Origin of the sequence: Rhodococcus sp. 4CII (genome assembly GCF_014256275.1) — a bacterium.
GTDB lineage: Bacteria > Actinomycetota > Actinomycetes > Mycobacteriales > Mycobacteriaceae > Rhodococcus_F > Rhodococcus_F wratislaviensis_A.
The window spans coordinates 1611602-1637257 of record NZ_JACCFE010000002.1 but is presented as its reverse complement, the minus strand read 5'-3'; the positions used below and the strand labels follow the sequence as shown (position 1 = coordinate 1637257).

The 25656-nt window shown below is 66.7% G+C and carries 31 protein-coding genes and 1 tRNA gene; 22 read left to right on the top strand and 10 right to left on the bottom strand.

Annotation, left to right across the window (positions count from 1 at the left end):
- Window positions 1-30 precede the first annotated feature (30 nt).
- Entirely contained in the window at window positions 31-414 is a 384-nt protein-coding gene (locus H0B43_RS08535; RefSeq protein ID WP_312033862.1) for a DUF6153 family protein, read from the top strand.
- A 73-nt stretch (window positions 415-487) separates the two neighbouring features.
- Window positions 488-1081, top strand: coding sequence for a DUF305 domain-containing protein (locus H0B43_RS08530; protein ID WP_185728317.1), 594 nt, complete (start codon window positions 488-490; stop codon window positions 1079-1081).
- A 61-nt stretch (window positions 1082-1142) separates the two neighbouring features.
- Here H0B43_RS08530 and rpsR read toward each other — a convergent pair whose 3' ends face one another.
- The 4 genes from rpsR to rpmB are packed head-to-tail and all read right to left on the bottom strand — an operon-like array spanning window position 1143 to window position 2128.
- Window positions 1143-1397 (bottom strand): 30S ribosomal protein S18, encoded by a 255-nt coding sequence (gene rpsR, locus H0B43_RS08525; RefSeq protein WP_005238639.1) that lies wholly within the window; start codon window positions 1395-1397, stop codon window positions 1143-1145.
- A gap of 9 nt (window positions 1398-1406) precedes the next feature.
- Window positions 1407-1712: a 30S ribosomal protein S14 gene (gene rpsN, locus H0B43_RS08520; RefSeq protein ID WP_185728318.1), complete on the bottom strand. Its 306-nt coding sequence runs from the start codon at window positions 1710-1712 to the stop codon at window positions 1407-1409.
- 12 nt (window positions 1713-1724) lie between these two features.
- Window positions 1725-1892: a 50S ribosomal protein L33 gene (rpmG, locus tag H0B43_RS08515; RefSeq protein WP_185728319.1), complete on the bottom strand. Its 168-nt coding sequence runs from the start codon at window positions 1890-1892 to the stop codon at window positions 1725-1727.
- Window positions 1892-2128, bottom strand: a complete 237-nt coding sequence (gene rpmB / locus H0B43_RS08510) for a 50S ribosomal protein L28 (protein ID WP_185728320.1) — start codon at window positions 2126-2128, stop codon at window positions 1892-1894. The genes rpmG and rpmB overlap by 1 nt, the downstream gene beginning before the upstream one ends.
- 120 nt (window positions 2129-2248) lie before the next feature.
- Here rpmB and mrf point away from each other — a divergent pair, with 120 nt between their 5' ends.
- The 10 genes from mrf (at window position 2249) to H0B43_RS08460 (ending at window position 12377) form a co-directional block, all read left to right on the top strand.
- Window positions 2249-3493 carry a ribosome hibernation factor-recruiting GTPase MRF gene (mrf, locus tag H0B43_RS08505; protein ID WP_397517481.1) on the top strand — a complete coding sequence of 415 codons (1245 nt, stop codon included), beginning with the start codon at window positions 2249-2251 and terminating at the stop codon, window positions 3491-3493.
- 59 nt (window positions 3494-3552) lie between these two features.
- A complete protein-coding gene (locus H0B43_RS08500) occupies window positions 3553-4161 on the top strand; it encodes a trimeric intracellular cation channel family protein (protein WP_185728322.1) in 609 nt (202 codons plus the stop codon).
- Between the two features lie 69 nt (window positions 4162-4230).
- Window positions 4231-4917 carry a response regulator transcription factor gene (locus H0B43_RS08495; protein ID WP_141466814.1) on the top strand — a complete coding sequence of 229 codons (687 nt, stop codon included), beginning with the start codon at window positions 4231-4233 and terminating at the stop codon, window positions 4915-4917.
- Window positions 4917-6395, top strand: coding sequence for a HAMP domain-containing sensor histidine kinase (locus tag H0B43_RS08490; RefSeq protein ID WP_185728323.1), 1479 nt, complete (start codon window positions 4917-4919; stop codon window positions 6393-6395). The genes H0B43_RS08495 and H0B43_RS08490 overlap by 1 nt, the downstream gene beginning before the upstream one ends.
- 122 nt (window positions 6396-6517) lie before the next feature.
- Complete coding sequence (locus H0B43_RS08485; protein ID WP_185728324.1) at window positions 6518-8002, top strand: S1C family serine protease; 1485 nt, start codon at window positions 6518-6520, stop codon at window positions 8000-8002.
- Complete coding sequence (locus H0B43_RS08480) at window positions 8002-8562, top strand: molybdenum cofactor biosynthesis protein B (protein ID WP_185728325.1); 561 nt, start codon at window positions 8002-8004, stop codon at window positions 8560-8562. Before H0B43_RS08485 ends, H0B43_RS08480 begins: the two co-directional genes overlap by 1 nt.
- A 665-nt stretch (window positions 8563-9227) precedes the next feature.
- On the top strand, window positions 9228-9911 hold the full coding sequence (locus H0B43_RS08475) for an MspA family porin (RefSeq protein ID WP_185728326.1): 684 nt from the start codon (window positions 9228-9230) through the stop codon (window positions 9909-9911).
- Between the two features lie 71 nt (window positions 9912-9982).
- Window positions 9983-10690: an MspA family porin gene (locus H0B43_RS08470; RefSeq protein ID WP_185728327.1), complete on the top strand. Its 708-nt coding sequence runs from the start codon at window positions 9983-9985 to the stop codon at window positions 10688-10690.
- A 242-nt stretch (window positions 10691-10932) separates the two neighbouring features.
- Window positions 10933-11616 (top strand): MspA family porin, encoded by a 684-nt coding sequence (locus H0B43_RS08465; RefSeq protein ID WP_185728328.1) that lies wholly within the window; start codon window positions 10933-10935, stop codon window positions 11614-11616.
- Window positions 11617-11687: 71 nt separating this feature from the next.
- Window positions 11688-12377, top strand: a complete 690-nt coding sequence (locus H0B43_RS08460; RefSeq protein WP_185728329.1) for an MspA family porin — start codon at window positions 11688-11690, stop codon at window positions 12375-12377.
- A gap of 69 nt (window positions 12378-12446) precedes the next feature.
- Here the strand turns inward: H0B43_RS08460 and mscL are convergent, their stop codons facing one another.
- The 4 genes from mscL to H0B43_RS08440 all read right to left on the bottom strand — a co-directional run bounded on the left by mscL (window position 12447) and on the right by H0B43_RS08440 (window position 14802).
- The gene (mscL, locus tag H0B43_RS08455) at window positions 12447-12914 is read right to left on the bottom strand and encodes a large conductance mechanosensitive channel protein MscL (RefSeq protein ID WP_185728330.1); all 468 of its coding nucleotides are present in this window, start codon (window positions 12912-12914) and stop codon (window positions 12447-12449) included.
- 83 nt (window positions 12915-12997) lie between these two features.
- Window positions 12998-13711 carry an SAF domain-containing protein gene (locus tag H0B43_RS08450; RefSeq protein ID WP_185728331.1) on the bottom strand — a complete coding sequence of 238 codons (714 nt, stop codon included), beginning with the start codon at window positions 13709-13711 and terminating at the stop codon, window positions 12998-13000.
- A 97-nt stretch (window positions 13712-13808) separates the two neighbouring features.
- On the bottom strand, window positions 13809-14120 hold the full coding sequence (locus H0B43_RS08445) for an FmdB family zinc ribbon protein (protein WP_185728332.1): 312 nt from the start codon (window positions 14118-14120) through the stop codon (window positions 13809-13811).
- Window positions 14121-14223: 103 nt separating this feature from the next.
- Window positions 14224-14802, bottom strand: a complete 579-nt coding sequence (locus H0B43_RS08440; protein WP_185728333.1) for a 5-formyltetrahydrofolate cyclo-ligase — start codon at window positions 14800-14802, stop codon at window positions 14224-14226.
- 105 nt (window positions 14803-14907) lie between these two features.
- On the opposite strand from H0B43_RS08440, the gene H0B43_RS08435 reads away from it, so the two are divergent.
- From H0B43_RS08435 to H0B43_RS08400, 8 genes are all read left to right on the top strand, one after another.
- The gene (locus H0B43_RS08435; protein ID WP_185728334.1) at window positions 14908-15828 is read left to right on the top strand and encodes a UTP--glucose-1-phosphate uridylyltransferase; all 921 of its coding nucleotides are present in this window, start codon (window positions 14908-14910) and stop codon (window positions 15826-15828) included.
- 19 nt (window positions 15829-15847) lie between these two features.
- Window positions 15848-17107, top strand: coding sequence for a gephyrin-like molybdotransferase Glp (glp, locus tag H0B43_RS08430; RefSeq protein WP_073360046.1), 1260 nt, complete (start codon window positions 15848-15850; stop codon window positions 17105-17107).
- 49 nt (window positions 17108-17156) lie between these two features.
- Entirely contained in the window at window positions 17157-17792 is a 636-nt protein-coding gene (locus tag H0B43_RS08425) for a GNAT family N-acetyltransferase (protein WP_185728335.1), read from the top strand.
- Window positions 17793-18077: 285 nt separating this feature from the next.
- On the top strand, window positions 18078-18818 hold the full coding sequence (gene glpR, locus H0B43_RS08420; RefSeq protein ID WP_185728336.1) for a gephyrin-like molybdotransferase receptor GlpR: 741 nt from the start codon (window positions 18078-18080) through the stop codon (window positions 18816-18818).
- A 99-nt stretch (window positions 18819-18917) separates the two neighbouring features.
- Window positions 18918-18993, top strand: a tRNA-Ala gene (locus H0B43_RS08415).
- Window positions 18994-19502: 509 nt separating this feature from the next.
- Window positions 19503-20387, top strand: a complete 885-nt coding sequence (locus tag H0B43_RS08410; protein WP_312033864.1) for a cell surface protein — start codon at window positions 19503-19505, stop codon at window positions 20385-20387.
- A 2-nt stretch (window positions 20388-20389) separates the two neighbouring features.
- Window positions 20390-20890, top strand: coding sequence for an ImmA/IrrE family metallo-endopeptidase (locus H0B43_RS08405; protein WP_185728337.1), 501 nt, complete (start codon window positions 20390-20392; stop codon window positions 20888-20890).
- The gene (locus H0B43_RS08400; RefSeq protein ID WP_185728338.1) at window positions 20890-21936 is read left to right on the top strand and encodes a hypothetical protein; all 1047 of its coding nucleotides are present in this window, start codon (window positions 20890-20892) and stop codon (window positions 21934-21936) included. The genes H0B43_RS08405 and H0B43_RS08400 overlap by 1 nt, the downstream gene beginning before the upstream one ends.
- Here the strand turns inward: H0B43_RS08400 and H0B43_RS08395 are convergent.
- Both H0B43_RS08395 and H0B43_RS08390 read right to left on the bottom strand, forming a co-directional pair.
- A complete protein-coding gene (locus tag H0B43_RS08395; protein WP_185728339.1) occupies window positions 21917-23335 on the bottom strand; it encodes a glucose-6-phosphate dehydrogenase (NADP(+)) in 1419 nt (472 codons plus the stop codon). The genes H0B43_RS08400 and H0B43_RS08395 overlap by 20 nt on opposite strands.
- Before the next feature lie 134 nt (window positions 23336-23469).
- Window positions 23470-23886 carry a helix-turn-helix domain-containing protein gene (locus H0B43_RS08390; RefSeq protein ID WP_073360053.1) on the bottom strand — a complete coding sequence of 139 codons (417 nt, stop codon included), beginning with the start codon at window positions 23884-23886 and terminating at the stop codon, window positions 23470-23472.
- Window positions 23887-24528: 642 nt separating this feature from the next.
- Here H0B43_RS08390 and H0B43_RS08385 point away from each other — a divergent pair.
- Complete coding sequence (locus H0B43_RS08385) at window positions 24529-24672, top strand: hypothetical protein (RefSeq protein ID WP_162850290.1); 144 nt, start codon at window positions 24529-24531, stop codon at window positions 24670-24672.
- Window positions 24673-24816: 144 nt separating this feature from the next.
- Window positions 24817-25656, top strand: coding sequence for an SDR family oxidoreductase (locus H0B43_RS08380; RefSeq protein ID WP_185728340.1), 840 nt, complete (start codon window positions 24817-24819; stop codon window positions 25654-25656).

Genomic DNA, 25656 nt, shown 5'->3' with positions numbered 1-25656 from the left:
CCACTGGGTATGTCCGGTTACAATGGTCGGGTGGAGACGGCAGAGCGACGAACCCCGGTGGCGCGCGCAGCGCTGCTGATCGCCGTCGCCGCCGGCGTGCTGCTCATGCACAGCCTGGTCGCCCCGACCGCGAGCGCCGCGATGCCCGGGCAGTCGTCGAGTACCGCATCCCACGCCGAAGACCGACACGGTTGCGGCGGGGACGGCTGCGAACAACCACACCTCACCGGACACCAGTGCGCCGGCGTGATCGTGGTGATCGCCGCCCTGACCGCGGTGATGGTGCTGTGGTGGCATTCCATGGACCCCCCGGCTCGACGGTCGCGTGTGAGCGCCCACCGCGTGCAGTCCGGTCGCGGACCACCGTCGTGGACGGTGCTGTCGCTGGCGGAACTCTCGATTCTGCGGGTGTGACAGGGAGCCCGGGGCCACGTACCCCGGCGGATCCGACTGTCACTTTCCGAATTTCGATATCGAGGAGTTCCTCATGCGCATCACCACGACCGCCCTGATCGCCGCCGCGACAGGTGCGGCGCTCGTTCTGACCGGTTGCGGCACCGACTCGGCAGGCACCTCGTCGACGTCCGGCGTCTCGACGTCCGTGGCCGCAGCATCTCAGGTGCAGTTCAACGACGCCGACATCGCGTTCCTGAACGGGATGTACCCCCATCACGCTCAGGCCGTCGAGATGGCAGGCATGGTCGCCGACCGCACCGGCAACGCCGACGTCGTCGCTCTCGCCGCCGCGATCGAGGCGGCGCAGCAACCGGAGATGGACCGGATGACCACCTGGCTCCAGCAGTGGGGGCAACCGGTTCCCACGTCCGACATGTCCGGCATGCATCACGGCGGCGACGACGGGATGATGTCGGCCGACCAGATGGATACCCTGACGGCGCTGTCGGGCGCGGAGTTCGACCGGCAATGGCTGACCATGATGATCGAGCACCACGCCGGCGCGATCGACATGGCGAACACCGAACTGGCGAACGGTGAGAACCCGGAGGCCAGGCAGATGGCTTCCGACATCGTGACCGCCCAGCAGAAGGAGATCGCCGACATGCAGGCCCTGCTCGGCTGACCGATACGGCAAAAGGCCGCGTAATCCGAGGATTACGCGGCCTTTTCGGTGCCTACGTGAGTTACCGACTCGTGAAGGGCAGCAGAGCCATCTCGCGAGCGTTCTTGACGGCGACGGCAACCTGACGCTGCTGCTGCGGGGTCAGGCCCGTGACGCGGCGGCTACGGATCTTGCCGCGGTCCGAGATGAACGTGCGGAGAAGGTTGATGTCCTTGTAATCGACGTACTCGATCTTGGCCGCGAACAACGGGTTCTTCTTGGGCTTGCGGCCCTCGACGGGACGCGGCTTCTTCGACGGTGCTCTCTTGACTGCCATCTTCTTCCTTTACCAGCTCGACTTGTGGACGCCTGGCAGCTCCCCGCGGTGCGCCATCTCGCGAACACGCACGCGAGAGAGCCCGAACTTCCTCAGGTGGCCGCGCGGACGTCCATCCGCAGCGTCTCGATTGCGCAATCGTACCGGACTCGCGTCGCGGGGCAGACGCTGCAGTGCCGCCCGGGCCTCCGCGCGCGCCTCTTCGCTGCTCGACGGACGGCGGAGGGTCTCCTTCAGCTCCGCGCGACGCTCGGCCCAGCGGGCCACGACGATCTTGCGCTCCTCGTTCTTCGCGATCTTCGACTTCTTTGCCATGTGCGGTGTCTTCTACTTCTCTTCTCGGAAATCGACGTGCTTCCGCACGACCGGGTCGTACTTCCTCATCACCAGACGGCCGGGGTCGTTGCGGCGGTTCTTGCGGGTCACGTACGTGAATCCGGTGCCTGCGGTCGACTTCAGCTTCACGATCGGGCGGATCTCGTTGCGCGCGGCCATCAGATCCGCTCTCCGCGGGCGCGGATCCGGGCGACGACGACCTCGATGCCGTCCCGGTCGACGGTCTTGATGCCCTTGGCGGAGAGCGTCAACGTGATCCGCCTGCCCTCGCTCGGCAGGAGGTAGGTCTTCTTCTGGATGTTCGGGTCCCAGCGCCGGGTGGTGCGGGTGTGGGAATGTGACACGGACTTGCCGAATCCTGGCTGACGTCCGGTCACCTGGCAGTGCGCCGACATGGGCGTTCCTCTCCGTCCTCCCGTGGAACCGCCACGAGGAGGAGATGATAATCATTTTCGACAACGAACAGATTTCACTGTAGCGTTCCCGACGCTTAATGACAATCATTATCGAAAGGGGTGCTCGTGAGTGAGGTAGTCGACGGCCGGACGCCGCTGATCCTGGTCTCCGGGTGGAACGGCCGCACCGAGGACGCGGCGCGGTCACTGCTTCGCGACGGCACCGTCGTCGTGCATCACGACCTCGAGTTCGTCCGTGAAGGCGTCGTGCGCCGCACCGTCACCACACTGGAGTCCGGGACGCCGCACGAGAGCCTCGGAATCCGCGAACTGGCGCACGGCTGCATCTCGTGCACACTGCGCGAGGACCTCCTACCGTTGCTGCGTCGCCTGCACGCCCGCAGTTCGGTGCAGCGCATCGTGCTGCACCTCGACCGCAGGCTCGAACCCGAGGCCGTCTGCTGGGCCGTCGAACACGTGTCGGTGTCCGGCATCGCTGGGCAGATCGACGGTCCGGCATCGCGGGACGTCCGCATCGACGGCGTCGTCACCTGCCTCGACGCGCAGTCGTGGCTGGCCGATGCCACCGGCGACGACGCGCTCGACGACGACCGCACCGTCGCTCAGGTCGCGGTCGGGCAGGTCGGGTTCGCCGACGCCCTGGTGGTGTCGGGTAGCGCCGGCGACGGCTGGCAGCAGGCCCGCCTCCACGCCGTCCTGGCCCGGCTCGCGCCCGGCGCGCCGATCGTCTGGGGCGCCGACCAGCTCGATGTCGAGCGGCTGCTCCTCCGCATTCCCGCCGACGCGCGGCGCGGCGAACCGGCACACACGCACTCACCACTGCTGCGCGGGCAGCCGCCCCTGTCCCACGACTGCGGGGTGATGCTCGTCGAGTTCACCGCCACCCGGCCGTTCCACCCCGAGCGACTCCACGAGGCGATCGACGTGCTGCTCGAGGGTGTCGTCACGGCACGCGGACGGATATGGGTGGCGACGCAGCCGGACGAGGCGCTGTGGCTCGAATCCGCCGGTGGGGGACTGCGGGTGGCGAGCGCCGACCGCTGGCTGGCCGCGATGACCACGGACGAACAGGAACAGGTCGCGGTCGGGCGGCGGGCGATGGCCGCGCTGTGCTGGGACGAACACTTCGGCGACCGGCACACGTCGATGGTGGTGCTGGTGCATGCCGCCGACCCCACCGAGATCGACCGCACGCTGCAGTGGGCGCTCGTCACCGATGACGAATTCGCGGACGAAGGCAGCTGGCAGTCGTGGCCCGACCCGTTCGGGCAGTTCCACCACGACCCCTGCGAGAGCAGTGAATCGCCCTATGCGGAAACCGAATCGAGAGAGGCGAACGAATGAAGCCCAACCCGTGAGTTAAGTACTCACGGGCGGGACGCATCGCGTGCGAACCTTGGCGGGTGTTGCTGTACATCCTGGAACTGGTGGGCATCGCGGTGTTCGCGGCGTCGGGCGCCCTGGTGGGCGTGACGAAGCGCCTCGACATCTTCGGTGTGTGCGTGGTCGGTGTGTTCACCGCGCTCGGCGGCGGCATCGTCCGCGACGTCCTGCTGGGCATCCACCCACCGACGTCGCTGGGTAGTTGGCCGAACCTCGGCACGTCGTTCGGGATGTCGCTGCTGGTGTTCTTCCTGCATTCGACTGTCGGGCGACTCCGCCGGGAGATCCTGGTGCTGGACGCGCTGGGCATGGGCCTGTTCGCGAGCACGGGCGCGGTGATCGCGCTCGACCACGGGGCGAGTCCGCTCGCATCGTGCCTCATCGGCGGCACGACGGCCATCGGGGGCGGAATCTTGCGCGACGTGCTGGTGAACGAGGTCCCGCTGCTGCTGCAGCGGGACTTTTACGCGGTGCCGGCGCTGCTCGGTTCGGCTCTGGTGGTCGCGGCGAGCGAGTGGGGTGCGGGGGCGGATGTGGCGATGGTGGTGGGCACGGTGTTCGCGTCGGTGCTCCGGTTGCTCGCGCTGTGGCGGAACTGGGGTCTGCCGGGTCCGCGGGTGCTCGAGTGACCGGTGTCGGCGCTCACCGAATGAACCCTTCTCAGACATATCTCAGTTGATCGGGCCAAACTGTCGGGTATGCGCATTTTGGTGGTCGACGACGATCGGGCCGTGAGGGAGTCCTTACGGCGCTCCCTGAGCTTCAACGGGTACTCGGTGGAACTGGCCGTCGACGGTATCGATGCTCTGGAGAAGGTGGCGACCGCACGTCCCGACGCGCTGGTGCTCGACGTGATGATGCCGCGCCTGGACGGTCTCGAGGTGTGCCGCCGGTTGCGGAGCACCGGCGATGACCTGCCGATTCTCGTGCTCACGGCGCGCGACTCCGTGTCGGAGCGGGTGTCGGGGCTGGACGCCGGCGCCGACGACTACCTTCCGAAGCCGTTCGCCCTCGAGGAGTTGCTGGCCCGGTTGCGCGCACTGTTGCGCCGCGCCGCGCCCGAGCCGGGCATCGACTCGGAGAAGATGACGTTCGAGGACCTCACGCTCGACCCGGTCACCCGCGAGGTGACGCGGGGTGAGCGGTCCATCAGCCTGACTCGTACCGAGTTCTCGCTCCTCGAGATGCTGATGGCCAACCCTCGCCGGGTGCTCACCCGCGGCCGCATCCTCGAGGAGGTGTGGGGTTACGACTTCCCGACATCCGGGAACGCGCTGGAGGTCTACGTCGGGTACTTGCGTCGCAAGACGGAGGCAGACGGGGAGCCGCGTCTGTTGCACACGGTCCGCGGAGTCGGCTACGTCCTGCGGGAGACCCCTCCGTGATGGCAGTTCCGTTCCACAAGACCGCCGGCAAGCCGGGGTCGGCGAAGTACGACGCGCACCACATTTCTCGGCACCCCACAGGCCCGATTCCGTTACCGCCCGAGATGCGCCCTCCGATGCCGTTGACGCGGTCGGTGTCGTTGCGGTGGCGGGTCACGCTGCTCGCGGCGTCGGTGGTGGCGATCGCGGTGGCCGTGATGGCGATCGCGGCGTACGCCGTGGTGTCGCGCGCCCTGTATGCCGACGTCGACAATCAGTTGCGCACGCGCGCGTCGGCGCTGATCGACAGCAATCTCGTGACGTTCGATCCCCGCTACATCGCGGGCGCGACGCTGTACACGACGGACATCAGTGTGGCGCTGATCTTCCCGGACCTCGACACGTACACCCCGCCGGGGTCGAGCGTGCCCATCGGCGACCCCGAACTGTCGGTGGCACGCGGCGAGCGCGAGACGTCGTTGCGGACGGCGGAGAACCAGCGGGTGCTGGCGCAGCGCACCCAGGACGGCAGCACGCTGGTGATCGCGCAGCGGCTGGCACCGACGGGCGCCGTGCTCGACCGCCTGGCCTGGGTGCTGTTCATCGTCGGCGGGTGCGGAGTGGTCCTCGCCGCCGCGGCGGGAACGACGGTGGGACGCACCGGTCTGCGGCCGATCGCCCGGCTCACCGCCGCCACCGAACGCGTGGCCCGGACCGACGACCTGACGCCGATTCCGGTGACGGGCAACGACGAACTCGCCCGGCTCACCGAGAGTTTCAACACGATGTTGCGGGCGCTCGCGGAATCACGGGAGCGGCAGAGCCGCCTCGTCGCCGACGCGGGACACGAACTGCGGACTCCGCTCACGTCGTTGCGCACCAACATGGAGTTGCTGATCGCATCGAGTCGCCCTGGGGCGCCGCATATTCCGGACGAGGACATGGCGGAGCTGCGCACCGATGTGGTGGCGCAGATCGAGGAGTTGTCGCAGTTGGTGGGCGACCTCGTGGACCTCGCCCGCGAGGATGCACCGGAAACCATCTTCGAGAGAGTCGATCTCAGCGAAGTGGTGGAACGGAGCCTGGAGCGGGCCCGCCGCCGACGCAACGAGATCGATTTCACCGCCGTCACGGTGCCGTGGTTCGTCTACGGCGACCACGCCGGGTTGTCGCGTGCGGTGCTCAACGTGCTCGACAACGCCGCGAAGTGGAGTCCGACCGGTGAGCAGGTACGGGTGGCGATGACACCGGCAGGCGACGGCCTCCTCGAACTGACCGTCGACGACGCGGGCCCGGGCATTCCCGAAGAGGACCGGGAGCTGGTGTTCGACCGCTTCTACCGGTCGACGGCGTCACGGTCGATGCCGGGCTCGGGGCTGGGTCTGGCGATCGTCCGGCAGGTGGTGGTCAAACACGGCGGCACGATCGCCGTCGACGTCTCCGAACGAGGGGGTGCCCTCATCCGCATCGTCCTACCGGGTGAGCCCGAAGCGGATTAGTCTCGAGGTCTCGGCCAACTCAAAGGCCGGTCTCAGGACCTTCTCAGTCCCACCGGGCACTCTCGTGGACAGAGACGGTGCGACTGCCCCTGCGGGTGGTCGCGGGAGATGGAAGTGATGCGATGACCGAAGATCGAAACAGTCACGACGGCGGCAGCCGTGACAACGCCGGCGGCGACCAGGGCGCACGCCCGGACCAGCCGGGCCACCCGCAGTCGACTCCGGGCCACCAGCCCACCGAGGCGTTTCCGACCACTCCGCACAACCCGGCCGGCCCGATGGGGCAGCAACAGGCGTACGGCGTGGGCGGCTACCCCCAGGGCAACCCGTACGGCCCGCCGCAACAGCCCACACAGCAGTACGGACAGCCTCAGCACGGCGGACCGGGACATCCGGGTCCCCAGCACGTGGCCGGGCAGCACGCGGCGCCTCAGGGCCCGTTCCCCGGTCATCAGGGCCCCGGGCAGTTCGGTGAGGGATCGACGGCGACTGCGACCAAGCGTCCGGCCCGTACCGCCATCGTCGTCGGCGCTGTGGCGCTCGCTCTGGTGAGTGGCGGCATCGGCGGTGTGGTGGGTTCGCTCGCCACGGACCGGAACGGCAGCGGCGCCGCGGTGACCAATTCCCTCGACGCCCCGAAGAACACCGCGACCCCGGCCGCGAACGCACCGGCAGGTTCGGTGCAGGCGGTCGCGAACAAGGTCGTCCCCAGCGTCGTCCAAATCGAGGTGGCCACGGCAGGCGGATCCGGCGGAGAGGGATCCGGCATCGTCATCTCGTCCGACGGCATGATCCTCACCAACAATCACGTGGCAGGCGCGGCAGCCAAGGGCGGAAAGTTGACGGTCGCGTTCTCCGACGGCAGCACGGCGGACGCCAAGCTCGTCGGTGCCGACCCGGTGTCCGATCTCGCGGTCATCAAGGTGGACGGTAAGACCAACCTCACTCCGATCGAGCTGGGAACGTCCGGCAACGTCCAGGTGGGGCAGCAGGTCGTCGCCATCGGTTCGCCCCTCGGCCTGGCGGGCACCGTCACCGAAGGCATCATCTCGGCCCTCAACCGTCCGGTCTCCACCAGCGGTGAGTCGGGCAATCAGAACACCGTCATCGACGCCCTCCAGACCGACGCGGCGATCAACCCCGGCAACTCGGGCGGCGCCCTGGTCAACATGGACGGCCAGCTGATCGGCATCAACACGGCCATCGCGAGCATCGGCGGGTCCGGTGCGGGCGAGCAGAGCGGCTCCATCGGACTCGGATTCGCGATCCCGGTCGATCAGGCCCGGCGCATCGCGGACGAACTGGTCAAGACCGGCAAGGCCACCCAGGCTGTCATCGGGATCCAGGTCCCCTCGCAGGACGCCGCCAACGGTGCCACCGTCGTCGAGGTCACGTCGGGCAGCCCGGCGGAGAAGGCGGGAATCCCGAAGGGGTCGGTGATCACCAGGGTCGACGACCGGGTCATCACCAGCGGTGACGCGCTCATCGCCGCCATCCGTTCACATGCGCCTGGAGACAATGTGTCCATCACCTACACCGATGGGAACGGCTCCAACTCCAAGACCGTCGACGTCACGCTCGGCACCGCCGAACAGGGTGGCCGCTGATGAACGCCGGGATTCTCGGGCAGGTCGAGTCCGTTCTGAACGGGGCCACTACGGTAGGGACCATGGACATCGAAGCCTCGCTGGCCGGCCGCGCGCTGGTGGTAATCGTCGACGACCGCACCGCACACGGTGACGGCAAGGACTCCATCGGGCCCCTGGTGACAGAGTTGCTGAACGAGGCGGGTTTCATCGTCGACGCCATCGTTGCGGTGGCGGCCGACGAGGTGGAGATCCGGAATGCGCTCAACACCGCTGTCATCGGCGGCGTCGACCTCGTCGTCTCGGTCGGCGGCACCGGCGTGTCGCCCCGCGATGTCACCCCCGATGTCACCGCCGAGGTCCTCGACCGCGAGATTCCCGGAATCTCGGAGGCCCTCCGGTCTTCCGGGCTCGCCGCGGGATCGCTGGACGCGGGGCTGTCCCGTGGCCTCGCCGGAGTGTCCGGCAGCACACTCGTGGTCAATCTCGCCTCGTCCCGTGCGGCGGTGCGCGACGGCATGGCCACCCTGACGCCCCTCGCGTCTCACGTGATCTCCGAACTGTCCGGTCTGGAAGGCTGAGACGATTTCTCGTTCCGACGAACCGGGCTCGCACAGCGAGCCCGACGAGCAGCAAGTTCCGAGCCGGGCCCCGATCGACAGGGCCCGGCTCGAGCGCGTCTTCGGGGACGTCTTTCCCGACACCACCGCGGACGAACGCGGACAGGATGAGCCATCTCAGTATGTGGACAAGGGTCGCGAGTCCGAGGAGTGGATTCGGCGTCAGGTTCCCCCTCACCACGGGTAGCCGCTTGGTTGAAATCTGGATGAATCTAAGTGTTGTCGGCAGTAACCGAAAAATTTGCGCCAGGAAAACCACTGGTAAAGCCGGATTTCATTCGCGTCGCCCCAAAGCGGGGCTACCCGTAGGTAACAGTCCGTTCCAACCTTTGTGAGACACATCACAATTGCGTCACGAGCTGATCACGTTGCCCAGGTTCTTAGCGCAGGTTAATGTCCCTGACGAGTCAGTACGAAGATGGAGGGCGGGGCGTGGTGCCACGTCGTTGCCCGGACGAGCCTCCTTGTGAGGTTTGTCTCTGGTGTTGAAATTCTGGCAATTGGTCGTCCGCAGTTAACGCTGTGGACACCTTTGCTGCGAATACTGCGCTGGGCCCGAAATGGACCACTCCTCAGTTTCGATCGTCGAGGCTGGGAACCTGCTTGAATCCTGATGAGGGGAACGAATGAGCGAGAACCGCAAGTCCGGCCTGCGCCGTGGCGCCCGTATTGCAGGCCTGGGTGCTGCTGCGGCTGTTGCACTCGGTTTGATGTCCACTGGTGCGGCGAGCGCGGATACTTTCATCCCGCTGCCTGATGGTTCGAAGACCGGCCCGAATGTGACGTTGACGCGGACGGCGGAGAGTGCTCTGTCGTCGCCGTCGTTGGCTGCCAATGGCGCCGGTCGTGTGGCGTGGGTGTCGGGCACCGTCGTTGCCGATGTCAAGGGCATCAAGGACGTCACCGACGTTCCGGACGCGAACAACACGACGAACAATGCGGGTACCTACAACGGTACGAATGCGTCGACCACGCATGGTGTTTCGCGGGTGTCGACCGGGTACATCGTGGGTTGCCAGGTGGACATCACGGGTCTGTCGGCGAACCCGTCGTTCAGTCTGGGTTTGGATTCGTTGTCGCCGAGCGTTGGTCTGACGGTTCCGCTGAACTCAGGTGAAGTGAAGTACGTGCCGCTGGGCGGCAAGGACATCAAGAAGGACGGCGTCTACGCGCTGCAGTACCAGGATTCTGAGCTGCAGGTGCAGAAGTGCGGTGGATTCGCGCAGGCTCGGTCGTACTCGGTCGTGGAGATCGTGGGCAACGACTACTCGAAGACCGTTCTGTACGGTGCGCCGTTCAGCATCGGCTGATTTCGGTCTCTTTCGCTGTTCTTCCACCCACTTTCTCGCGTGTGCGAGGTTTCTATCCCTGAGAGGGAACAATGATCATCAACCGTAAGAACGGTGTGCGTCTGGCCGCGGTCGGGGCCGCTGCTGCCGCGACCATGGGCTTCTTTTCCGTCGGTGCGGCGAACGCCGATACGTTCATTCCGCTGCCTGGTGGTTCGATCACGCAGACGCTGGCGGACGGCACCGTGGTGACGGTGAACCTGACGGACGAGAGTGCGAACATTTCGCCGTCGATGGGTTCGACGCCGTTGCACCGCAACGTCTGGGTCAACGGCAAGGCCGCCGTCACCCTGGACGGTGCCGGAGCTAAGGGTGCCACCATCACCCCGGGGTACATCCTGGCTTGCCAGGTCGATTTCGGCGCCAAGTCCGGCGGAAGTGCCAACGCATTCGACGGAACCGACCCCAAGTCCGGAATTCCGCTCAGTACTCTCGGCCAGGCGGATGCTCCGATCGGCTTCGGCGGTAGCGGCAACGGCGGGATTACTCTCGGCCCGGGCCAGGCGAAGAACGTCACCATTCTCGACCTCGAGAAGAAGGACGCCTACGGCGGCGAGTCTCACACCGGTGGTAACAAGTTCACGGGCAAGACCGGTTCGGTCACCTGGGCCGACTCGACCCTCGGCGTGAGCGGCTGCGCCGGCTACGCCCAGGCCCGCAGCTACGTCAAGGTTGCCGTCAGCACCGACAACGTGAGCAGCACCGTCACTCTCTGGGGACAGCCCTTCAGCATCGGCTGATTGCTTCTCCGTACATAAGTAGGAAATACCCGGAATCGGGGCGCGAGAATACTCGCGCCCCGATTTCTGGCGTTCAAAATGGGCTATTACACGCAAATAACACGCCTTTATGTACGGTAACGCTTACGTAAATGTGCGCTTTTGGATATTACGTTTCGGACTCGAATGCTCTAACTTTGGACCTCGCTAGGTAGTAGGTCGTCTCCGAAGGTCGGAGCACCCACGCCTGATGAGGGGAACGAATGAGCGAGAACCGCAAGTCCGGCCTGCGCCGTGGCGCCCGTATTGCAGGCCTGGGTGCTGCTGCGGCTGTTGCACTCGGTTTGATGTCCACTGGTGCGGCGAGCGCGGACACTTTCATCCCGCTGCCTGATGGTTCGAAGACCGGCCCGAATGTGACGTTGACGCGGACCGCGGAGAGTGCTCTGTCGTCGCCGTCGTTGGCTGCCAATGGCGCCGGGCGTGTGGCGTGGGTGTCGGGCACCGTTGTTGCCGATGTGAAGGGCATCAAGGAGGTCACCGACGTTCCGGACGCGAACTCCACGACGAACAATGCGGGTACCTACAACGGTACGAATGCGACGACCACGCATGGTGTTTCGCGGGTCTCGACCGGGTACATCGTGGGTTGCCAGGTGGATATCACGGGTCTGTCGGCGAACCCGTCGTTCAGTCTGGGTTTGGATTCGTTGTCGCCGAGCGTTGGTCTGACGGTTCCGCTGAACTCAGGTGAAGTGAAGTACGTGCCGCTGGGCGGCAAGGACATCAAGAAGGACGGCGTCTACGCGCTGCAGTACCAGGATTCTGAGCTGCAGGTGCAGAAGTGCGGTGGATTCGCGCAGGCTCGGTCGTACTCGGTCGTGGAGATCGTGGGCAACGACTACTCGAAGACCGTTCTGTACGGTGCGCCGTTCAGCATCGGCTGATTTCGGTCTCTTTCGCTGTTCTTCCACCCACTTTCTCGCGTGTGCGAGGTTTCTATCCCTGAGAGGGAACAATGATCATCAACCGTAAGAACGGTGTGCGTCTGGCCGCGGTCGGGGCCGCTGCTGCCGCGACCATGGGCTTCTTTTCCGTCGGTGCGGCGAACGCCGATACGTTCATTCCGCTGCCTGGTGGTTCGATCACGCAGACGCTGGCGGACGGCACCGTGGTGACGGTGAACCTGACGGACGAGAGTGCGAACATTTCGCCGTCGATGGGTTCGACGCCGTTGCACCGCAACGTCTGGGTCAACGGCAAGGCCTCCGTCCACCTGGACGGCGCCGGAGCGACCGGCGCGGACATCCAGCCCGGTTACGTCCTCGCGTGCCAGGTCGACTTCGGCGCTGAGGCTGGCGCGGACGCAGCGGCGGGAGGCGACGACGGCATCGCTCTTGGTGCTCTCGGTGGTACTCCGATTCCGCTGTCCGGCGGTGGTAGCGGCGGCGTCACCCTCGGACCCGGTGAGGCGGTCAGCGTCGACATCCTGGACCTCGAGGCGGCCGACGCCTACGGCGGAGAGTCTCACTCGGCATACAACAGCTTCGAGGGCACGGACGGCTCGGTCACCTGGGCCGACTCGACCCTCGGCGTGAGCGGCTGCGCCGGCTACGCCCAGGCGCGGTCGTACGTGAACGTCACTGTCGAGACGGACAACGTGAGCAGCACCGTCACCCTGTGGGGACAGCCCTTCAGCCTCGGCTGATAATTCGTTCCACCAACGACTCCGGGCCCGCGCAGCAGCTGCATGCGCGGGCCCGGAGTCGTTCGAGCATTATTCGCGGGTCTGTTCGAGCTTCGCTGCCTTCTCTGCCGGCATCGCGTGTGCTCCGTCGGAACTCGATGCTGCTCCGTCGGTTTGGAGGCTCGCCTCGAGGATGTCGCGGATCTGGATCAGCAGGTCGGCCTCGCTGGCCTTCTTGTCTGCGGGCTCGGTGATGAACCGTTTCTTCGCGGCGTTGGCCGGGACGATGAGAATGAAGTACACGACCGCGGCGATGATCACGAAGTTGATCACGGCCGTGATGACGGCGCCGATGTTGATGAAGGTCGCCGGGTTGTCGGCGATGATCTGGTAGCCCCAGCCCAGATCGTTGGCGCCACCCGCAACGGCGATCAGCGGATTGATCACGTTGTTGGTGAACGATGTGACGATGGCGGTGAACGCGGCTCCGACTACGACCGCGACGGCGAGGTCGAGGACGTTCCCCCGGAGCAGGAAGTCCTTGAATCCCTTGAGCATGTCGACGTCTCCTCGAGTGGGTGGCAAGTCATCCAGCACTGTTTCGCAGAAAAGCCTAGATCAGCGCGGTTCCGCGTGACGGGTCACTGAAAGGTCACGGTGATCGCGCTCGTGAGGGATGCCGCGGCCACCGTCGTGGCGTCGGCCGCCGGAAGAGCCAGCATGACCACTCGTTCTCGCTGGTCACGTCCATTCTCGGACGGCGTGACCAGCACCACGACGGCGCGGGACGCCAGCACCGTGGCCTCCGGCCGCCGGTCCGAATTCGCAGGTGTGTCCGAATCGACGGTGAGCACGTCGACGCGATCGCCCTCACGCAGAAGTTCCGTGACGGCAGGATCGGCGAGTCGGACGGGAACGATGCGGGCGTCCTCGATGCCCGCCGCTGAGGCGGCGAGACGTGGTCCCAGTACCCGGACGTCCGTGAGGGCTTCGCCGGCGCGGGTGGGTCCGGCGAGGGTGCGCCCGTCGAGGTCCGACACGGCGGTGACGGCCCCGTCGGGCAGGCTCCCCGATTCGCGGTCCACCACTTCGACGTCGGCGTCCGTGAGGACGACCCCCGGTTTCAGATCCCGGGCGGCCACCACGACCGCGGAACGTGCGGAGTCGGGGTTTCCGCGGGCGAGAAGACCCAGGGCGAGGCAGACGAGTGCGACGGCCAGCACGCGTCTCGCGACGAGGGTGCGGGCCCGACCCGGGTGGGTGAAATCCGACAGCCGGTCGGCCCAGGACGGGCTCAGGCTTCGGTGTGCTCGGTTCCGGGGGCGGCGACCGGTGTGGGCAGGCTCGAACGACATGGTCCGACGTTAGGAGACTGCCAGGCCGTCGGGGACCGGGACGAGGCCCGCCTGTGGATGGACGAGAAGTTGTGGATAACCCGCGGGCGGCGGTGAACTAGCTGGCAGCAGCCTTGGCCGGTGCGGCGGTCGCGGTGCTCGTCGAGCTGGACGAGGCCTTGGGCGAACTTTCCGACTTGGCGGCGGGCGTGGAATCGGTCTTGGCTGCCGGCTCGCTGGCCGCGCCGGACGTGCCGCGACTGTCGGTGCGGTAGAAGCCGCTGCCCTTGAAGACGATGCCGACGGAGTTGAACAGCTTGCGAAGCTTGCCCGAGCACGCGGGGCAGACGGTCAGGGAGTCATCACTGAACGACTGGACGATGTCGAAACGGTTGTCGCATTCCGTACACGCGTATGAATAGGTGGGCACTGGGGTTCCTCCGCACTGTGTAGTCAAACCGCAGGTTTTAGCACTCTACAGCCGACAGTGCCAACAACGCTAATCAGGGAAGTCTTCCAGGGGTGCCGCCCCTTTACTCGTCGCCGAGTCGAACCAGGCCCGAGCCGGGCGTGAGTGCCCACCCCATACGGATGTCGTGGGGGTCCTCGGGCAGTTCGAACACCAGCTCCTCGTCGCGAACCACGGTGATCAACCGCGCGCCGGGCGCGGCGAGGCCGAGCGACCGGTCGTAGAAGCCCGCGCCGCGGCCGAGGCGCACCCCCTGTCGATCGACGGCTAGGGCGGGGACGAAAATTGTTTCGGCCGAATTGATCTCGTCGGGTTCCCAGGTTGTTCCCGTCGGTTCGCGCAGACCGTAGCTCGCGTCGGCGAGATCGTTCGCCCCGGTGAATTCGGCCCAGTGGAGAGGTCCCGGACCGCGCGTGACCGGGACGAGGAGGCGCCCGGCGACCCGGCGGAGAGCGTCGAGGAAGTCCAGCGAACCGGGCTCGAGGGCGGTGGGAACGTACGCGCAGACGGTCGATCCGTCGGCGACGCCGACTGTGACGCGTCCGGCAAGTGCCTGGTCCTCGGAGGCGCGGAGTTCGGGGGTCAGTGCGCGCCGTCCGGACAACACCAGTTCGCGCCACTCGGCCTTCGTTCGTGCCTGCATGCCCCAACCCTAGAGCCGCCCGCGGAGCGTTCCCAACGGGTTCCCGGAGGTTACTGACGGGATCTTGGTAACTGAGTAGTAGGCCGACACCGTTATGGTGTGGGCATGACAGACGCCGCACCGCACACCGCCAGCGCCTTTCGCACGGCTGTCGTGCCCGCAGCGGGAATGGGTACGCGATTCCTCCCCGCGACCAAGACCGTGCCGAAAGAGTTGCTGCCGGTTGTGGATACCCCGGGTATCGAACTCGTGGCCGGAGAGGCCGCTGATTCGGGTGCCGGCCGGCTGGTGATCGTGACGTCGCCGGGCAAGGACGGCGTGGTCGCCCACTTCGTCGAGGACCTCGTCCTCGAGAGCAAACTCGAGGCCAGCGGCAAGTATCACCTGCTCGAAAAGGTGCGCAAGGCTCCCGGGCTGCTCGAAGTGGAGTCCGTCGTGCAGGACGAGCCCCTCGGCCTCGGCCATGCCGTCGGATGCGCGGAGTCGGTCCTCGACGACGACGAGGACGCCATCGCCGTACTCCTTCCCGACGATCTGGTGATGCCCCGGGGGGTGCTCGAGACGATGTCCCGGGTCCGCGCCAAGCGCGGCGGGACCGTGCTCTGCGCCATCGACGTCCCCAAGGATCAGGTGAGCTCGTACGGCGTCTTCGAGGTCGAGACCGTGCCGGACGCCACGAACCCTGACGTCCTCAAGGTCGTCGGCATGGTCGAGAAGCCGGCCATCGAGGATGCACCGTCCACGTTCGCCGCCGCCGGTCGCTATCTCCTCGACCGTGCGATCTTCGATGCGCTGCGGCGGATCGAACCCGGCGCCGGCGGCGAGCTCCAGCTCACCGACGCTATCGCCCTCCTGATCAAGGACGGCCATCCCGTCCACGTCGTGGTGCACCGCGGCACGAGACACGACCTCGGAAATCCCGGCGGCTACCTCCGCGCTGCGGTTGACTTTGCGTTGGACATGGACGAGTACGGCCCGTCGTTGCGCGAATGGCTGATCGACCGATTGAAGCGGACGGATTCCTAGAAGCTCGGGAGGCAACAACTTGCGGTCGGTCGAGGAGCAACAGACGATCGTGACCGCGGCCGCGGTGGCGCCGCGGCCGGTCCGTGTGGCGATCTCCGAAGCCCAGGGGCTGCTGTGTGCCGAAGAGGTGGTCACCGAGCGGCCTCTTCCCGGTTTCGACCAGGCCGCAATCGACGGCTACGCCGTCCGCAGCGTCGACGTCCAAGCGGCCGGAACCGACATCCGGGACGACGACGGCGCGTCCGTGGAGCTGTCGTTGCCCGTGGTCGGCGAGGTCACCGCGGGTTCGCGGCAGCCGATCCGGCTGCAGCCGCGCCAGGCCGTCAAGGTCGACACGGGTGCACCACTCCCGACGCTCGCCGACGCCGTCCTGCCGCTCGACCGCACGGACGGTGGCCGGGCCCGCGTCAAGATCTACAAGCCGGTCCGCTCCGGCGACTACGTCCGCAGGGCCGGAGACGACGTGCAGCCGGGAGATGTCGCCGTCCGCGCAGGCACCATCATCGGAGCAGCCCAGGTGGGGTTGCTGGCCGCCGTGGGGCGCGACAAGGTCCTCGTGCATCCGCGGCCGCGCCTGTCCGTCATCTCCGTCGGCGGCGAACTCGTCGACGTCGACCGCACCCCCGGTCCCGGCCAGGTCTACGACGTCAACTCCTACGCGCTGGCCGCCGCCGCCCGTGACGCCGGCGCCGACGTCAACCGGGTCGGAATCGCGAACGCCGACGCCCGCCGCCTGCGCGAGGTGGTGGAGGGTCAGCTGATCCGCTCCGAGATCGTCGTCATCGCGGGGGCGGTCGGCGGAGGCGCGTCCGAGGACGTCCGCGACGCGCTCGCCGATCTCGGCGACCTCGAGGTCGACCGGGTCGCGATGCACCCGGGATCCGTCCAGGGTTTCGGGCAGCTGGGCCGCGACGAGGTGCCCACATTCCTGCTCCCGTCCAACCCGGTGAGCGCGCTGGTGGTGTTCGAGGTGATGGTGCGCCCGCTGATCCGCATCGCTCTCGGGCGCAGGCAGCCGATGCGGCGCGTCGTCACTGCCCGCACCGTCGCACCCATCACATCCATCGAGGACCGCAAGGGCTTCCTTCGCGGTCAGCTCATGCGGGACGAGGCGACGGGGGAGTACCTCGTCCAGGCTCTCGGCGGAGCGCCGGGCGCGTCTTCGCACCTGCTCGCCACGTTGGCCGAGGCCAACTGTCTCGTCCTCATCGATCCCGAGGTCACCGAGGTCCGGACCGGTGACCAGGTGGACGTGGCCTTCCTGGCGCAACGGGGCTGATGGCGCTGCCGGCGTGGGACGCGATGACACAGCATCCGGGTGAGACGAGATGACACAGCATCCGGGTTGGCCGCCGCACCTCGGGCCCCTGCGGGTGAAGGGCGGCGTGGTCACCGTGCGCGCCATCAGGTTGCGTGACGCGGCCGCGTGGAGTCGTCTGCGGACCCGCGACCGGGCGCACCTCGAACCGTGGGAGCCGACGGGGGAGGCGCCCTGGGATGCGCGGCACCACATCTCCGGATGGCCCGGGCTGTGCAGCAGTCTGCGTTCGGAGGCCCGCAAGGGTCACATGCTGCCGATGGCCATCGAACTCGACGGCAACTTCTGCGGTCAGATCACGATCGGCAACGTGGTGCGGGGTGCGCTGCGTTCCGCCTGGATCGGATACTGGGTGGCCAGCGACGTCAACGGCCTCGGCGTGGCGACGGGTGCCCTCGCGCTGGGGTTGGACCACGCCTTCGGTCCGGTGGGATTGCACCGCGTGGAGGCCACCGTCCGCCCCGAGAACCTGGCGAGCCAGGCGGTGCTGCGCAATGTCGGCTTCCGCGAGGAGGGTCTGCTCAAGCGCTACCTCGACGTCGACGGGCAGTGGCGTGACCACATCCTGGTCGGCATGACAGTCGAGGACGTGCCCGGCACGGTGTCGGATTCACTGGTACGCAGTGGCAAAGCCACCTGGGCATAAGCACCGCGAGACCCCGAAAGTGGACATGGACAAACGTCCAGCTACGCGGCAGTTATCTGACGGTATCAAAAGTTCCTGACCAGTCACTCTCTTTCGGCAAGTCTTTGCCGGATCGTTTCGCACGCTCTCCCATGTCATGTCGAGGGCCACATTTTCGCGTTACGCATGTGACACCTGAGTATGGTGAGATCGGCGCGTCTGCGAAGATGTGCGTGTTCATGCGGTTAGCCTGGATGGGTCAACAGCGGTATCCATGCTGGTAGACGATTGGGAGGAGGTCGCCGTATGCCGAACTCGTTTCTCTGGATCGGGCTCGTCGTCGTATGGCTCTTCGTCCTGGTCCCGATGCTGGTGAACAACCGCCCCCGGATTCGGCAAACCAGTGACGCAGCCCTCGCCACGCGCGTGCTGCACCGCGGTGACAAGCGTCCCGTGCAGCGCGGACCCGCCGCAGGACACCGCAGCGATCCGTACTGGCAACCGGAACCGGACCACTTCGGCTACGACGCGGAGGACCTTGTGGACACTCACGCAGAGGAAGACGATTTCGACAGTGAGCGGGCACCGGTCGGCGAGTACGTGCCGGTTCGCCGCGGGCGCGGCGGCTTCGATCCCGAGGCCGACGCGATCGCCCGCGAGGCCCGCTACGCGTTCCGTCAGAGATCGGTGCTCGGGCTCGTGTTCGCGACGATCATGTCCGCGGCACTCGGGCTGATCATCTCCCCGCTCATGTGGTGGGCGTTTGCTGCCGGTGGAGTCGGCCTTTTCGGGTACATGGCGTATCTGCGCCGGCAGGTTCAGATCGAGCAAGAGATTCGTCGTCGACGGACAGCGCGACTCAACCGCTCGCGGTTGGGTGTCGAGTCCCGCAGCGACGAGGAATTGCGCCTCATACCCGCGCGGTTGCGCCGTCCGGGGGCCGTCGTCCTCGAAGTGGACGACGGGGATCCCGAATTCGAACATCTGGGGCACTTCGACGACGAGCCGATGCAACAGGCGACGATGCGCCGAGCAGCCGGTGAGTAACCAGGCGATACGGACCGAAAGCCACGTCCGGGCAGGCGATTCGCTCCCCGCGCGGGTGGCCTGCTAGAGTTTGCCGAGCGGATCGCAGGATTCGCAAAAGGGGCTGTGGCGCAGTTGGTAGCGCGCTTCGTTCGCATCGAAGAGGTCAGGGGTTCGATTCCCCTCAGCTCCACCACCGAAAAGGCACTCTCTCCACCCGGAGCGGGTGCCTTTTCTGCATCCCGGCGCCGGTGGGCACAGTCTCTCGACATCCCAATTTGCCAAAAGATAACTGCATGCTGTCTACTGTTCGTAGGCCGTCGCGGGGTCGGTCGCACGGGGTGGGAGAACATGCAGGCAATGGACAAGATCTCGAAGTTCCTCGAACCGGTGACGGTGGTCGCGACCATCACCGCGACAATGTTGCTGGTGAACGTATTGTGACCTCCTTCCGGCAATCCGGTTCTCTGATCGCCGTGTCCGGGATGTCGCACGTCAGCTGATCGATCAGCACCACCTCTCGACGAGACCGAACCCTCAGGGGTTCACAGACTGCTCGAGTCCCACCTGGCTCGGGCATCGCTGGTGGTGCCGGTCCCCCGACACCGGCACCACCAGCACCTCCGATCGGTTCGCTCGATACCATGGCAGCGGCGACGTCGCCGGAGATGTGGTGTCGCGTCGTGAATACGAGGGGGGTGCACCGTGAGCGCGCGTCGTGTTGTCCGAAGACTGACCATGGTCGGGCTGGCGCTGGCCTTCCTGGCCGGGCTCGGGTGGGTCACCGTCTCGGTGTTCCCGTCGGATGCCGCCGCCGATACCCAGTACCACGAATGCACCGGCGGTCGCTGCGACGACGGCTCCACGGAGTCCTCCGGCGGCGGCAAGCCCCAGCAACCCCACCCGCCGTGCGAGAGCCGCGACGGATGCGGCGGAGAGCCCAGCGAGACTGCGGAGCCCAGCGAGACGTGGGAACCCAGCGAGACTGCGGAGCCCAGCGCGACCACCGAACCGTCCGGTACCGCCGAGCCCACGAAGACGTCGACTCCCTCGACGTCACGTGTTGTCGTAGTGCCTCCACCCATCCAGCTACCGCCCGTTCGTGAACCGGAGATCGCGCGCCCAGACTCGTCCGGCGACGACGACTTCGGCTCCGACGAAGCCACCGTTCTCCCGGGATCCGACGCCGTCGCAGTTCCGGGCTCCGCGGCCCATGTCGCACCGCCGGCGTCCGGCGGAGCGCCTGCCGGAGGTCCGGGTTCCGGCGTCGCGCCCGGACCGGGAACGAGCGGACCGGCGGAGTCCGCGCCCGAGGGTCCCACTGCCGGACATTCCCCGGACAGCGACGGGTCGTCGGAAGGTGCGCAGTCACCCGACCAGGGCGATCCGGATGCTGCGCCGCCGGGAATGGTTCCCGTGGTTCACAGCGAGCCGTTGCCTGCCGTCACCGTTTTCGGTGGGGTCGGCATCCTGCTCTGTTTCGCAGGCGGAGCGGGTGCGTTGACGTTCAAGGGTGCTCGCGCACAACAGGCGCGCATCGCAGCCGCGCGGGCGGAATTCTTCCCGCCCGCGTCGAGTGGAGGGGTGTAGTCGTGGGGGCGAAGAGATCTCATCGGCGAGTCGCGGCAGCGGTGGACGCGGTGTGCGATGCCGCCGCCCGCGCCGAAGCAGTGTCACTCCGCCACGTCGTGGCCGCGGTGGCCCGCGAACGGCAGCGTGCCATCGAACTCGACTTCACGACGGCCATGGCGCCCGGCGTGTGCGGTCAACGGCGCGCCTACCCCGACCGTGACGTGATCGTCCTGGCGCCGGGGCTGCCCGACGTCGACCGCACGCTCGCGCACGAGCTGGGGCACATCGTGTTTCGGCACGAAGGCGCGGAGATCGTCGCCGCGACACTCGAAGCCGGAGACGATCTGATCGCGTACATGCTCAGCCAGCGGTCGCGGCGGCGGGAGGACGAACGGCCGCCCGACGAGGTGGCCGAGTGGGAGGCCGAGACGTTCGCGTCGATGCTGCTCCTTCGGTTGAAGACGATGCAGGGTCGCGGAACTCCCGTGTCGGTGCTGCGCTACGACGAGGCGATCGGCTGATGGGCTGGCTGGTGGCGCTCGTCGTCTGGACTGCTGCCGGTGCCCGGATCGGCCGGGTCGCCGCGCGTCAGCCGACGCCGCTGCGGGTGGCGATGGTGGTGGCGGTGTCGAGTGCGGCATGCGCGTCGACACTGGCGATCGCGGACGTCGCCGCGCGTCTCGACACCCTGGCACCGACGGCCGGTCTGTCGGAGACTCTCGTCGAGCTGGCCTGGACGTTGTTCGCCGCCGCGAGCGCGGTCGGGGCGGTGTCGGTGTGGCCGATCCTCCCGAGGACTGCTCTGCGTGCCGTGGCCGTCGTCGTGTACACCGTGGCCATCGTGCTCGGAATCGGGCTTGCCGGTGGCTATCCCGTCCCCGCGTTGGTATTCGTCGTGATCGCGCTGACCGCGGTGGTCGTCACCGGCATTCGGCACGTCGCGTGGACTCCGCTCGGCCGTGGAATCTCGCTGATCGTCGTCGGGTCCGCGATCGTTCTCGTCGCGGCCACGGTGGGGCTCGTGCGTGAGGCCTCGGGGGAGACGTGGACGGTGGGATCCGCGGCGGCGTACCTGGTCGCCGCGGTGGTGGTGTCGGTCGGAACCGTGTGGGTGCTCCTCGAAACCTGGCTGCGCGCACGGCAGGATCTGCGCCGAATGAGCGCAGTGCATTCGGTGCTCGTCTCGCGGTTCCCCGAGGTCGTCGAGGGCGACGGTAAGGGGAGCACCACCGTCCTCCGCGCCTCCGATGCGGTCGCCCACGTCATGGACGCGCTGTATCTGCAGTCGGGTGCGGGCATGCTCGACACGGACGAACAGGAACTTCCCGAATCGGCCGCGGACCGTGCCCGGATCCTCGCTCGCTGGATCGACGACCCGGTCGGCTCGGACGTTCTCGACACCGAGTGGATCGCGCCGCCACCGGGCGTGTCGCCGCGCCGCTGGGTGCTGGATCTCGCCGACGCATACGACGCCCACCTCGGGACCGGTGCTGCCCCGGCGAAGGTCGACACCCTCGAATCGGCTGCGGACCAGCCGGAACCGCCGATCAGTCCGGCGAACCGGTAACGAGCCACCCGCAGGGAGTCGCGAGGTCCTCGGCCTCCGGGGGACCCATGGATCCGGCGGGGTACGGCTTGGCCGGGGGCGGATCCCTCAGCAATGCGTCGGCGACGGTCCACACGTGCGCCAGACCGTCGGGGCGCGTGAACAGCGACCGGTCGCCGTGCAGGACGTCGAGGATGAGCCGCGAATACGGGGCGAGGGCATGGGCGAGTGGCACGGTGTCGAGGGGAAGGCTCAGGTGGCCTACCGAGAGGGTGTCGTCGGGTCCGGGTTCCTTGACGACCATGGCGATGTCGATCTCGCCGTCACCGGACAGGTCGAAGGACAGGACGGCGCCGTCCGGGGGGATATCGCTGAGCGGGCCGTCGGGGCTTCGAAAGACGAGGCTCACCAGTTGCCGGCTGACGCCCAGCATCTTTCCGGTCCGGAGGAGGAACGGCACGCCACGCCAGCGGTCCGTGTCGACCCACAGGCGCGCCGCGACGAACGTCTCGGTGGTCGAATCGTCCGCGACACCGTCGACGTCGCGATAGCCCTCGTACTGCCCGAGCACCACCTCGGCCGGGTCGAGGGGACGGAAGGTCCCGATCACCGATTCGCGGGCGGACTGGAGGTCGTCGGCGCCCAGCGTCGCCGGCGGCTCCATCGCGATCTCGGCCGCAACCTGGAACAGGTGGGTCACCAGCATGTCCAGGACGGCGCCGGTGGCGTCGTAGAAGCGGGCGCGGTCGTCGATGTCGAGCGTCTCGGGCACGTCGATCTGCACTTGCTCGACGTGCTCGCGGTTCCAGACACCCTCGACCAGTCCGTTGGCGAAGCGCAGAATGTGCAGATTCTGAGTGCTCTCCTTGCCGAGGAAATGATCGATCCGGTATATCTGCTTCTCGTCGAGGACGGCGTGAACGGCCTCGTCGAGTTCGGCGAACGCCTCCTGGGACGTCCCGAACGGCTTCTCGTACACGACGCGTGCGCCCCGGGCGAGATCGTGCGCGCCGAGTGCGCGGGTGGTCTCGGCGAACGTGACGGGTGGGAGAGCCAGATAATGGACCAACTGGGCGTCCGCGGCGCCGAGATCGTCGCGGGCCCGCTGCACCGCAGTGGGGAGCGTTCCCGGGTTGTCGGTGGTGAAGCCGCCACCCGCGAATCGAAGCCGCCGGGCGAATGCGTCCCAGTCGGAGTCGTCGTGGGGCACACCGAACTGGTTCACGGCGTCGCGCACGTGGTCCCGGAACTGATCGTCGGAGACGTTGCCGCGTCCGGTGCCGATCAGCATCCAGTCGGAGTTCAGCAGACCCGACTGGGCGAGCTGGAAGAAGGCGGGGAGGACCATCCGTTTGGACAGGTCCCCGGTGGCGCCGAAGAGGACGAAGATCGTGGGACCGAGCTGCGGTCTGTCAACCATTGCTCCATCATGCGCCACACCGGCCCGTCGAGCGGGACATTCCGGAGCGGTTGCCTGAGGAGTCGGGCGTACGACATTCGGACGTCAACTGCCACTTTGCACCGAACTAGTTGTCGCCCAGGAGTTTCGAGAGATCAGCGCGATGCGTCCGGTGGGACCTCCGGCAGGCCCTCGCTGGCCCGTAGCTTCTCGGCCATCGTGGTGAGCAGACTCTGGGACTCTTCGGAGAGGTCGAACGCGCGGCTGGAGAGCTTGCGGAGTCCGTATCCCTGGAGTTGTGAGAGAAGCTCGAGATCGTGGTCGATCTTCGCTGCGTAGATGTCGTTGAAGAAATAGTCGGGCTTCACCTTGAAGAAGCGGGCGAACGCCGCGACCGTCTCGTCCGAGGGGTTGGTGCGTTGCCCCGACCGAAGTTGGGAGATGTAGGGCTTCGAGATCTGATGCCCGTCCGCGATGAGTGCTGCCGCGACCTCAGCGTTGGTATGCGGTTTGCGTCCCGGAGGGTGGACCGTATCGAAGAGCTTGTTCAGCCGAGCAGCAAAATCTGCCATTGTGAGCCGCCGGGTCCTCTCTCGTGCGGGCGTCAGTCGTGTGAACGACACCGTACCACGATGATAACCGATTGATAACTCACGCGGATAGGGGCAAAAGGCCGCCGGACTGCGTCAATCGTATTTCTTATATGTTTCGACGACTGCGGGACGCGCGCGTGCGTCGCGACGGCGCTGAGAGAGCCCTCTGTGCTCGTCACGCTCGCGTTAGTGTTGAAAGTTCAACAGAGCTGCTGATGTGCATTGTGGTGCGCCTGTGACATCCGATGCGTGCGAGGGCGGCAACCGCATGGTTGCTCCTTCAATCACTGAGAGTTAGCTGGCGGGGTTGCCGGCCGTGTGCCCGAGGGTCGTCCCGCTTGTTCGCCCTGCTCAGGCGCATTGTGTTGCGTTGCGCATTGCAACGTCCGAATGTCGCTCGTGGACCGCGGAGCCTCGTGAACACTACTGCGAAGTGGTGGCATCCGCACGGACGGCGGCGTCTGTGTCGCCGTCTGTAATGGGTCGGGCGGCCGTGCGGGTAACGAGTCTGTTCGCCACCGTTGAACGATTGTCCAGCTCGGGCGGGTTGCGCACCTCCTCACGCCCCCGAGTCTGGTCAAATCTGAAGCCGTCGGGAATGATTGTGATATGGAACACAGAATGAGTGACGCCGAGCTTCGGAAGGCGATTCGAGTTCTGCGCGAGCGCGCCGACGACGCCCGGCATCGAGGACACGACGACGATGCCAACGGAATCGAGAAGACGATTCGCACCTATCAGGAAGAAATGACGCAGCGGTTGTGAACCGTCACGAGTCGGCCCCGGAAGCGGGGTCGACTCGTGTGCGTTCGTGCGACGAGCGCCCTCGTGGACGCATGCGCGCAAACAGAATGCGTGCGTAGACTTCCAGCCGACACGGATCGGTGACGACGGGGGGCTCGCACGACTATGGCGATCAAGACGCTCGACGGCAAGAAGTGCCTGATCACGGGTGCAGGTAGCGGGATCGGGCATGCGACGGCCCTGTCGGCGGCGGGGGAGGGCGCCGAACTGTTCCTCACCGACATCAACGAGGTCGGCTTGGCGCAGACGGTGGAACAGGTCGGCAGCCGCGGCGGCACCGTCAGCTTCTCCCGTGCGCTCGACGTGTCCGATTACGACGCCGTTGCCGCATTCGCCGCGGATGTCCACGAACAGTTCGGAAGTCTCGACGTCGTCATGAACGTCGCCGGCATCTCGGCGTGGGGAACGGTCGAGAACCTCGAGCACCGGCACTGGAAGTCCATGGTGGACGTCAACCTGATGGGTCCGATCCACGTCATCGAGACGTTCGTGCCTCCGATGGTGCGTGCGGGGCGCGGCGGTCACCTCGTCAACGTCTCTTCGGCGGCCGGGCTGCTGGCCCTGCCGTGGCACGCGGCGTACAGCGCAAGCAAATTCGGGCTCCGCGGGGTGTCCGAGGTTCTCCGGTTCGACCTCAAACGGCACGGCATCGGGGTCAGTCTCGTCGTTCCCGGCGCAGTGCAGACGCCGCTGGTGGGCACCGTCGAGATCGCTGGAGTCGATCGCGACGACCCGCGCATCCAGAAGGCGATCCACCGCTTCGAGAAGCGGGCCGTCACCCCCGAGAAGGTCGCGTCCTGCATCATCGCCGGCATCAAGAAGGACCGGTACATGGTGTACACCTCGCCGGACATCCGGTTCGGCTATTGGTGGGCCCGCAAGTTCTCGCCGCCCTACGACTACGTAATGCAGAAGGCCAACGATCAGTTCAGCAAGTTCCTGTAG

Coding starts and splice junctions, on each gene's coding strand:
- H0B43_RS08425 (WP_185728335.1), top strand. CDS start 17,157: ATGACACAGCATCCGGGTTGGCCGCCGCACCTCGGGCCCCTGCGGGTG.
- rpmB (WP_185728320.1), bottom strand. CDS start 2,128: ATGTCGGCGCACTGCCAGGTGACCGGACGTCAGCCAGGATTCGGCAAG.
- H0B43_RS08465 (WP_185728328.1), top strand. CDS start 10,933: ATGAGCGAGAACCGCAAGTCCGGCCTGCGCCGTGGCGCCCGTATTGCA.
- rpsN (WP_185728318.1), bottom strand. CDS start 1,712: ATGGCAAAGAAGTCGAAGATCGCGAAGAACGAGGAGCGCAAGATCGTC.
- H0B43_RS08530 (WP_185728317.1), top strand. CDS start 488: ATGCGCATCACCACGACCGCCCTGATCGCCGCCGCGACAGGTGCGGCG.
- glpR (WP_185728336.1), top strand. CDS start 18,078: ATGCCGAACTCGTTTCTCTGGATCGGGCTCGTCGTCGTATGGCTCTTC.
- H0B43_RS08490 (WP_185728323.1), top strand. CDS start 4,917: ATGGCAGTTCCGTTCCACAAGACCGCCGGCAAGCCGGGGTCGGCGAAG.
- H0B43_RS08485 (WP_185728324.1), top strand. CDS start 6,518: ATGACCGAAGATCGAAACAGTCACGACGGCGGCAGCCGTGACAACGCC.
- H0B43_RS08480 (WP_185728325.1), top strand. CDS start 8,002: ATGAACGCCGGGATTCTCGGGCAGGTCGAGTCCGTTCTGAACGGGGCC.
- rpmG (WP_185728319.1), bottom strand. CDS start 1,892: ATGGCCGCGCGCAACGAGATCCGCCCGATCGTGAAGCTGAAGTCGACC.
- rpsR (WP_005238639.1), bottom strand. CDS start 1,397: ATGGCAGTCAAGAGAGCACCGTCGAAGAAGCCGCGTCCCGTCGAGGGC.
- H0B43_RS08460 (WP_185728329.1), top strand. CDS start 11,688: ATGATCATCAACCGTAAGAACGGTGTGCGTCTGGCCGCGGTCGGGGCC.
- H0B43_RS08385 (WP_162850290.1), top strand. CDS start 24,529: ATGAGTGACGCCGAGCTTCGGAAGGCGATTCGAGTTCTGCGCGAGCGC.
- H0B43_RS08390 (WP_073360053.1), bottom strand. CDS start 23,886: ATGGCAGATTTTGCTGCTCGGCTGAACAAGCTCTTCGATACGGTCCAC.
- mscL (WP_185728330.1), bottom strand. CDS start 12,914: ATGCTCAAGGGATTCAAGGACTTCCTGCTCCGGGGGAACGTCCTCGAC.
- H0B43_RS08400 (WP_185728338.1), top strand. CDS start 20,890: ATGGGCTGGCTGGTGGCGCTCGTCGTCTGGACTGCTGCCGGTGCCCGG.
- H0B43_RS08470 (WP_185728327.1), top strand. CDS start 9,983: ATGATCATCAACCGTAAGAACGGTGTGCGTCTGGCCGCGGTCGGGGCC.
- H0B43_RS08440 (WP_185728333.1), bottom strand. CDS start 14,802: ATGCAGGCACGAACGAAGGCCGAGTGGCGCGAACTGGTGTTGTCCGGA.
- H0B43_RS08435 (WP_185728334.1), top strand. CDS start 14,908: ATGACAGACGCCGCACCGCACACCGCCAGCGCCTTTCGCACGGCTGTC.
- H0B43_RS08395 (WP_185728339.1), bottom strand. CDS start 23,335: ATGGTTGACAGACCGCAGCTCGGTCCCACGATCTTCGTCCTCTTCGGC.
- H0B43_RS08495 (WP_141466814.1), top strand. CDS start 4,231: ATGCGCATTTTGGTGGTCGACGACGATCGGGCCGTGAGGGAGTCCTTA.
- H0B43_RS08450 (WP_185728331.1), bottom strand. CDS start 13,711: ATGTCGTTCGAGCCTGCCCACACCGGTCGCCGCCCCCGGAACCGAGCA.
- H0B43_RS08475 (WP_185728326.1), top strand. CDS start 9,228: ATGAGCGAGAACCGCAAGTCCGGCCTGCGCCGTGGCGCCCGTATTGCA.
- H0B43_RS08380 (WP_185728340.1), top strand. CDS start 24,817: ATGGCGATCAAGACGCTCGACGGCAAGAAGTGCCTGATCACGGGTGCA.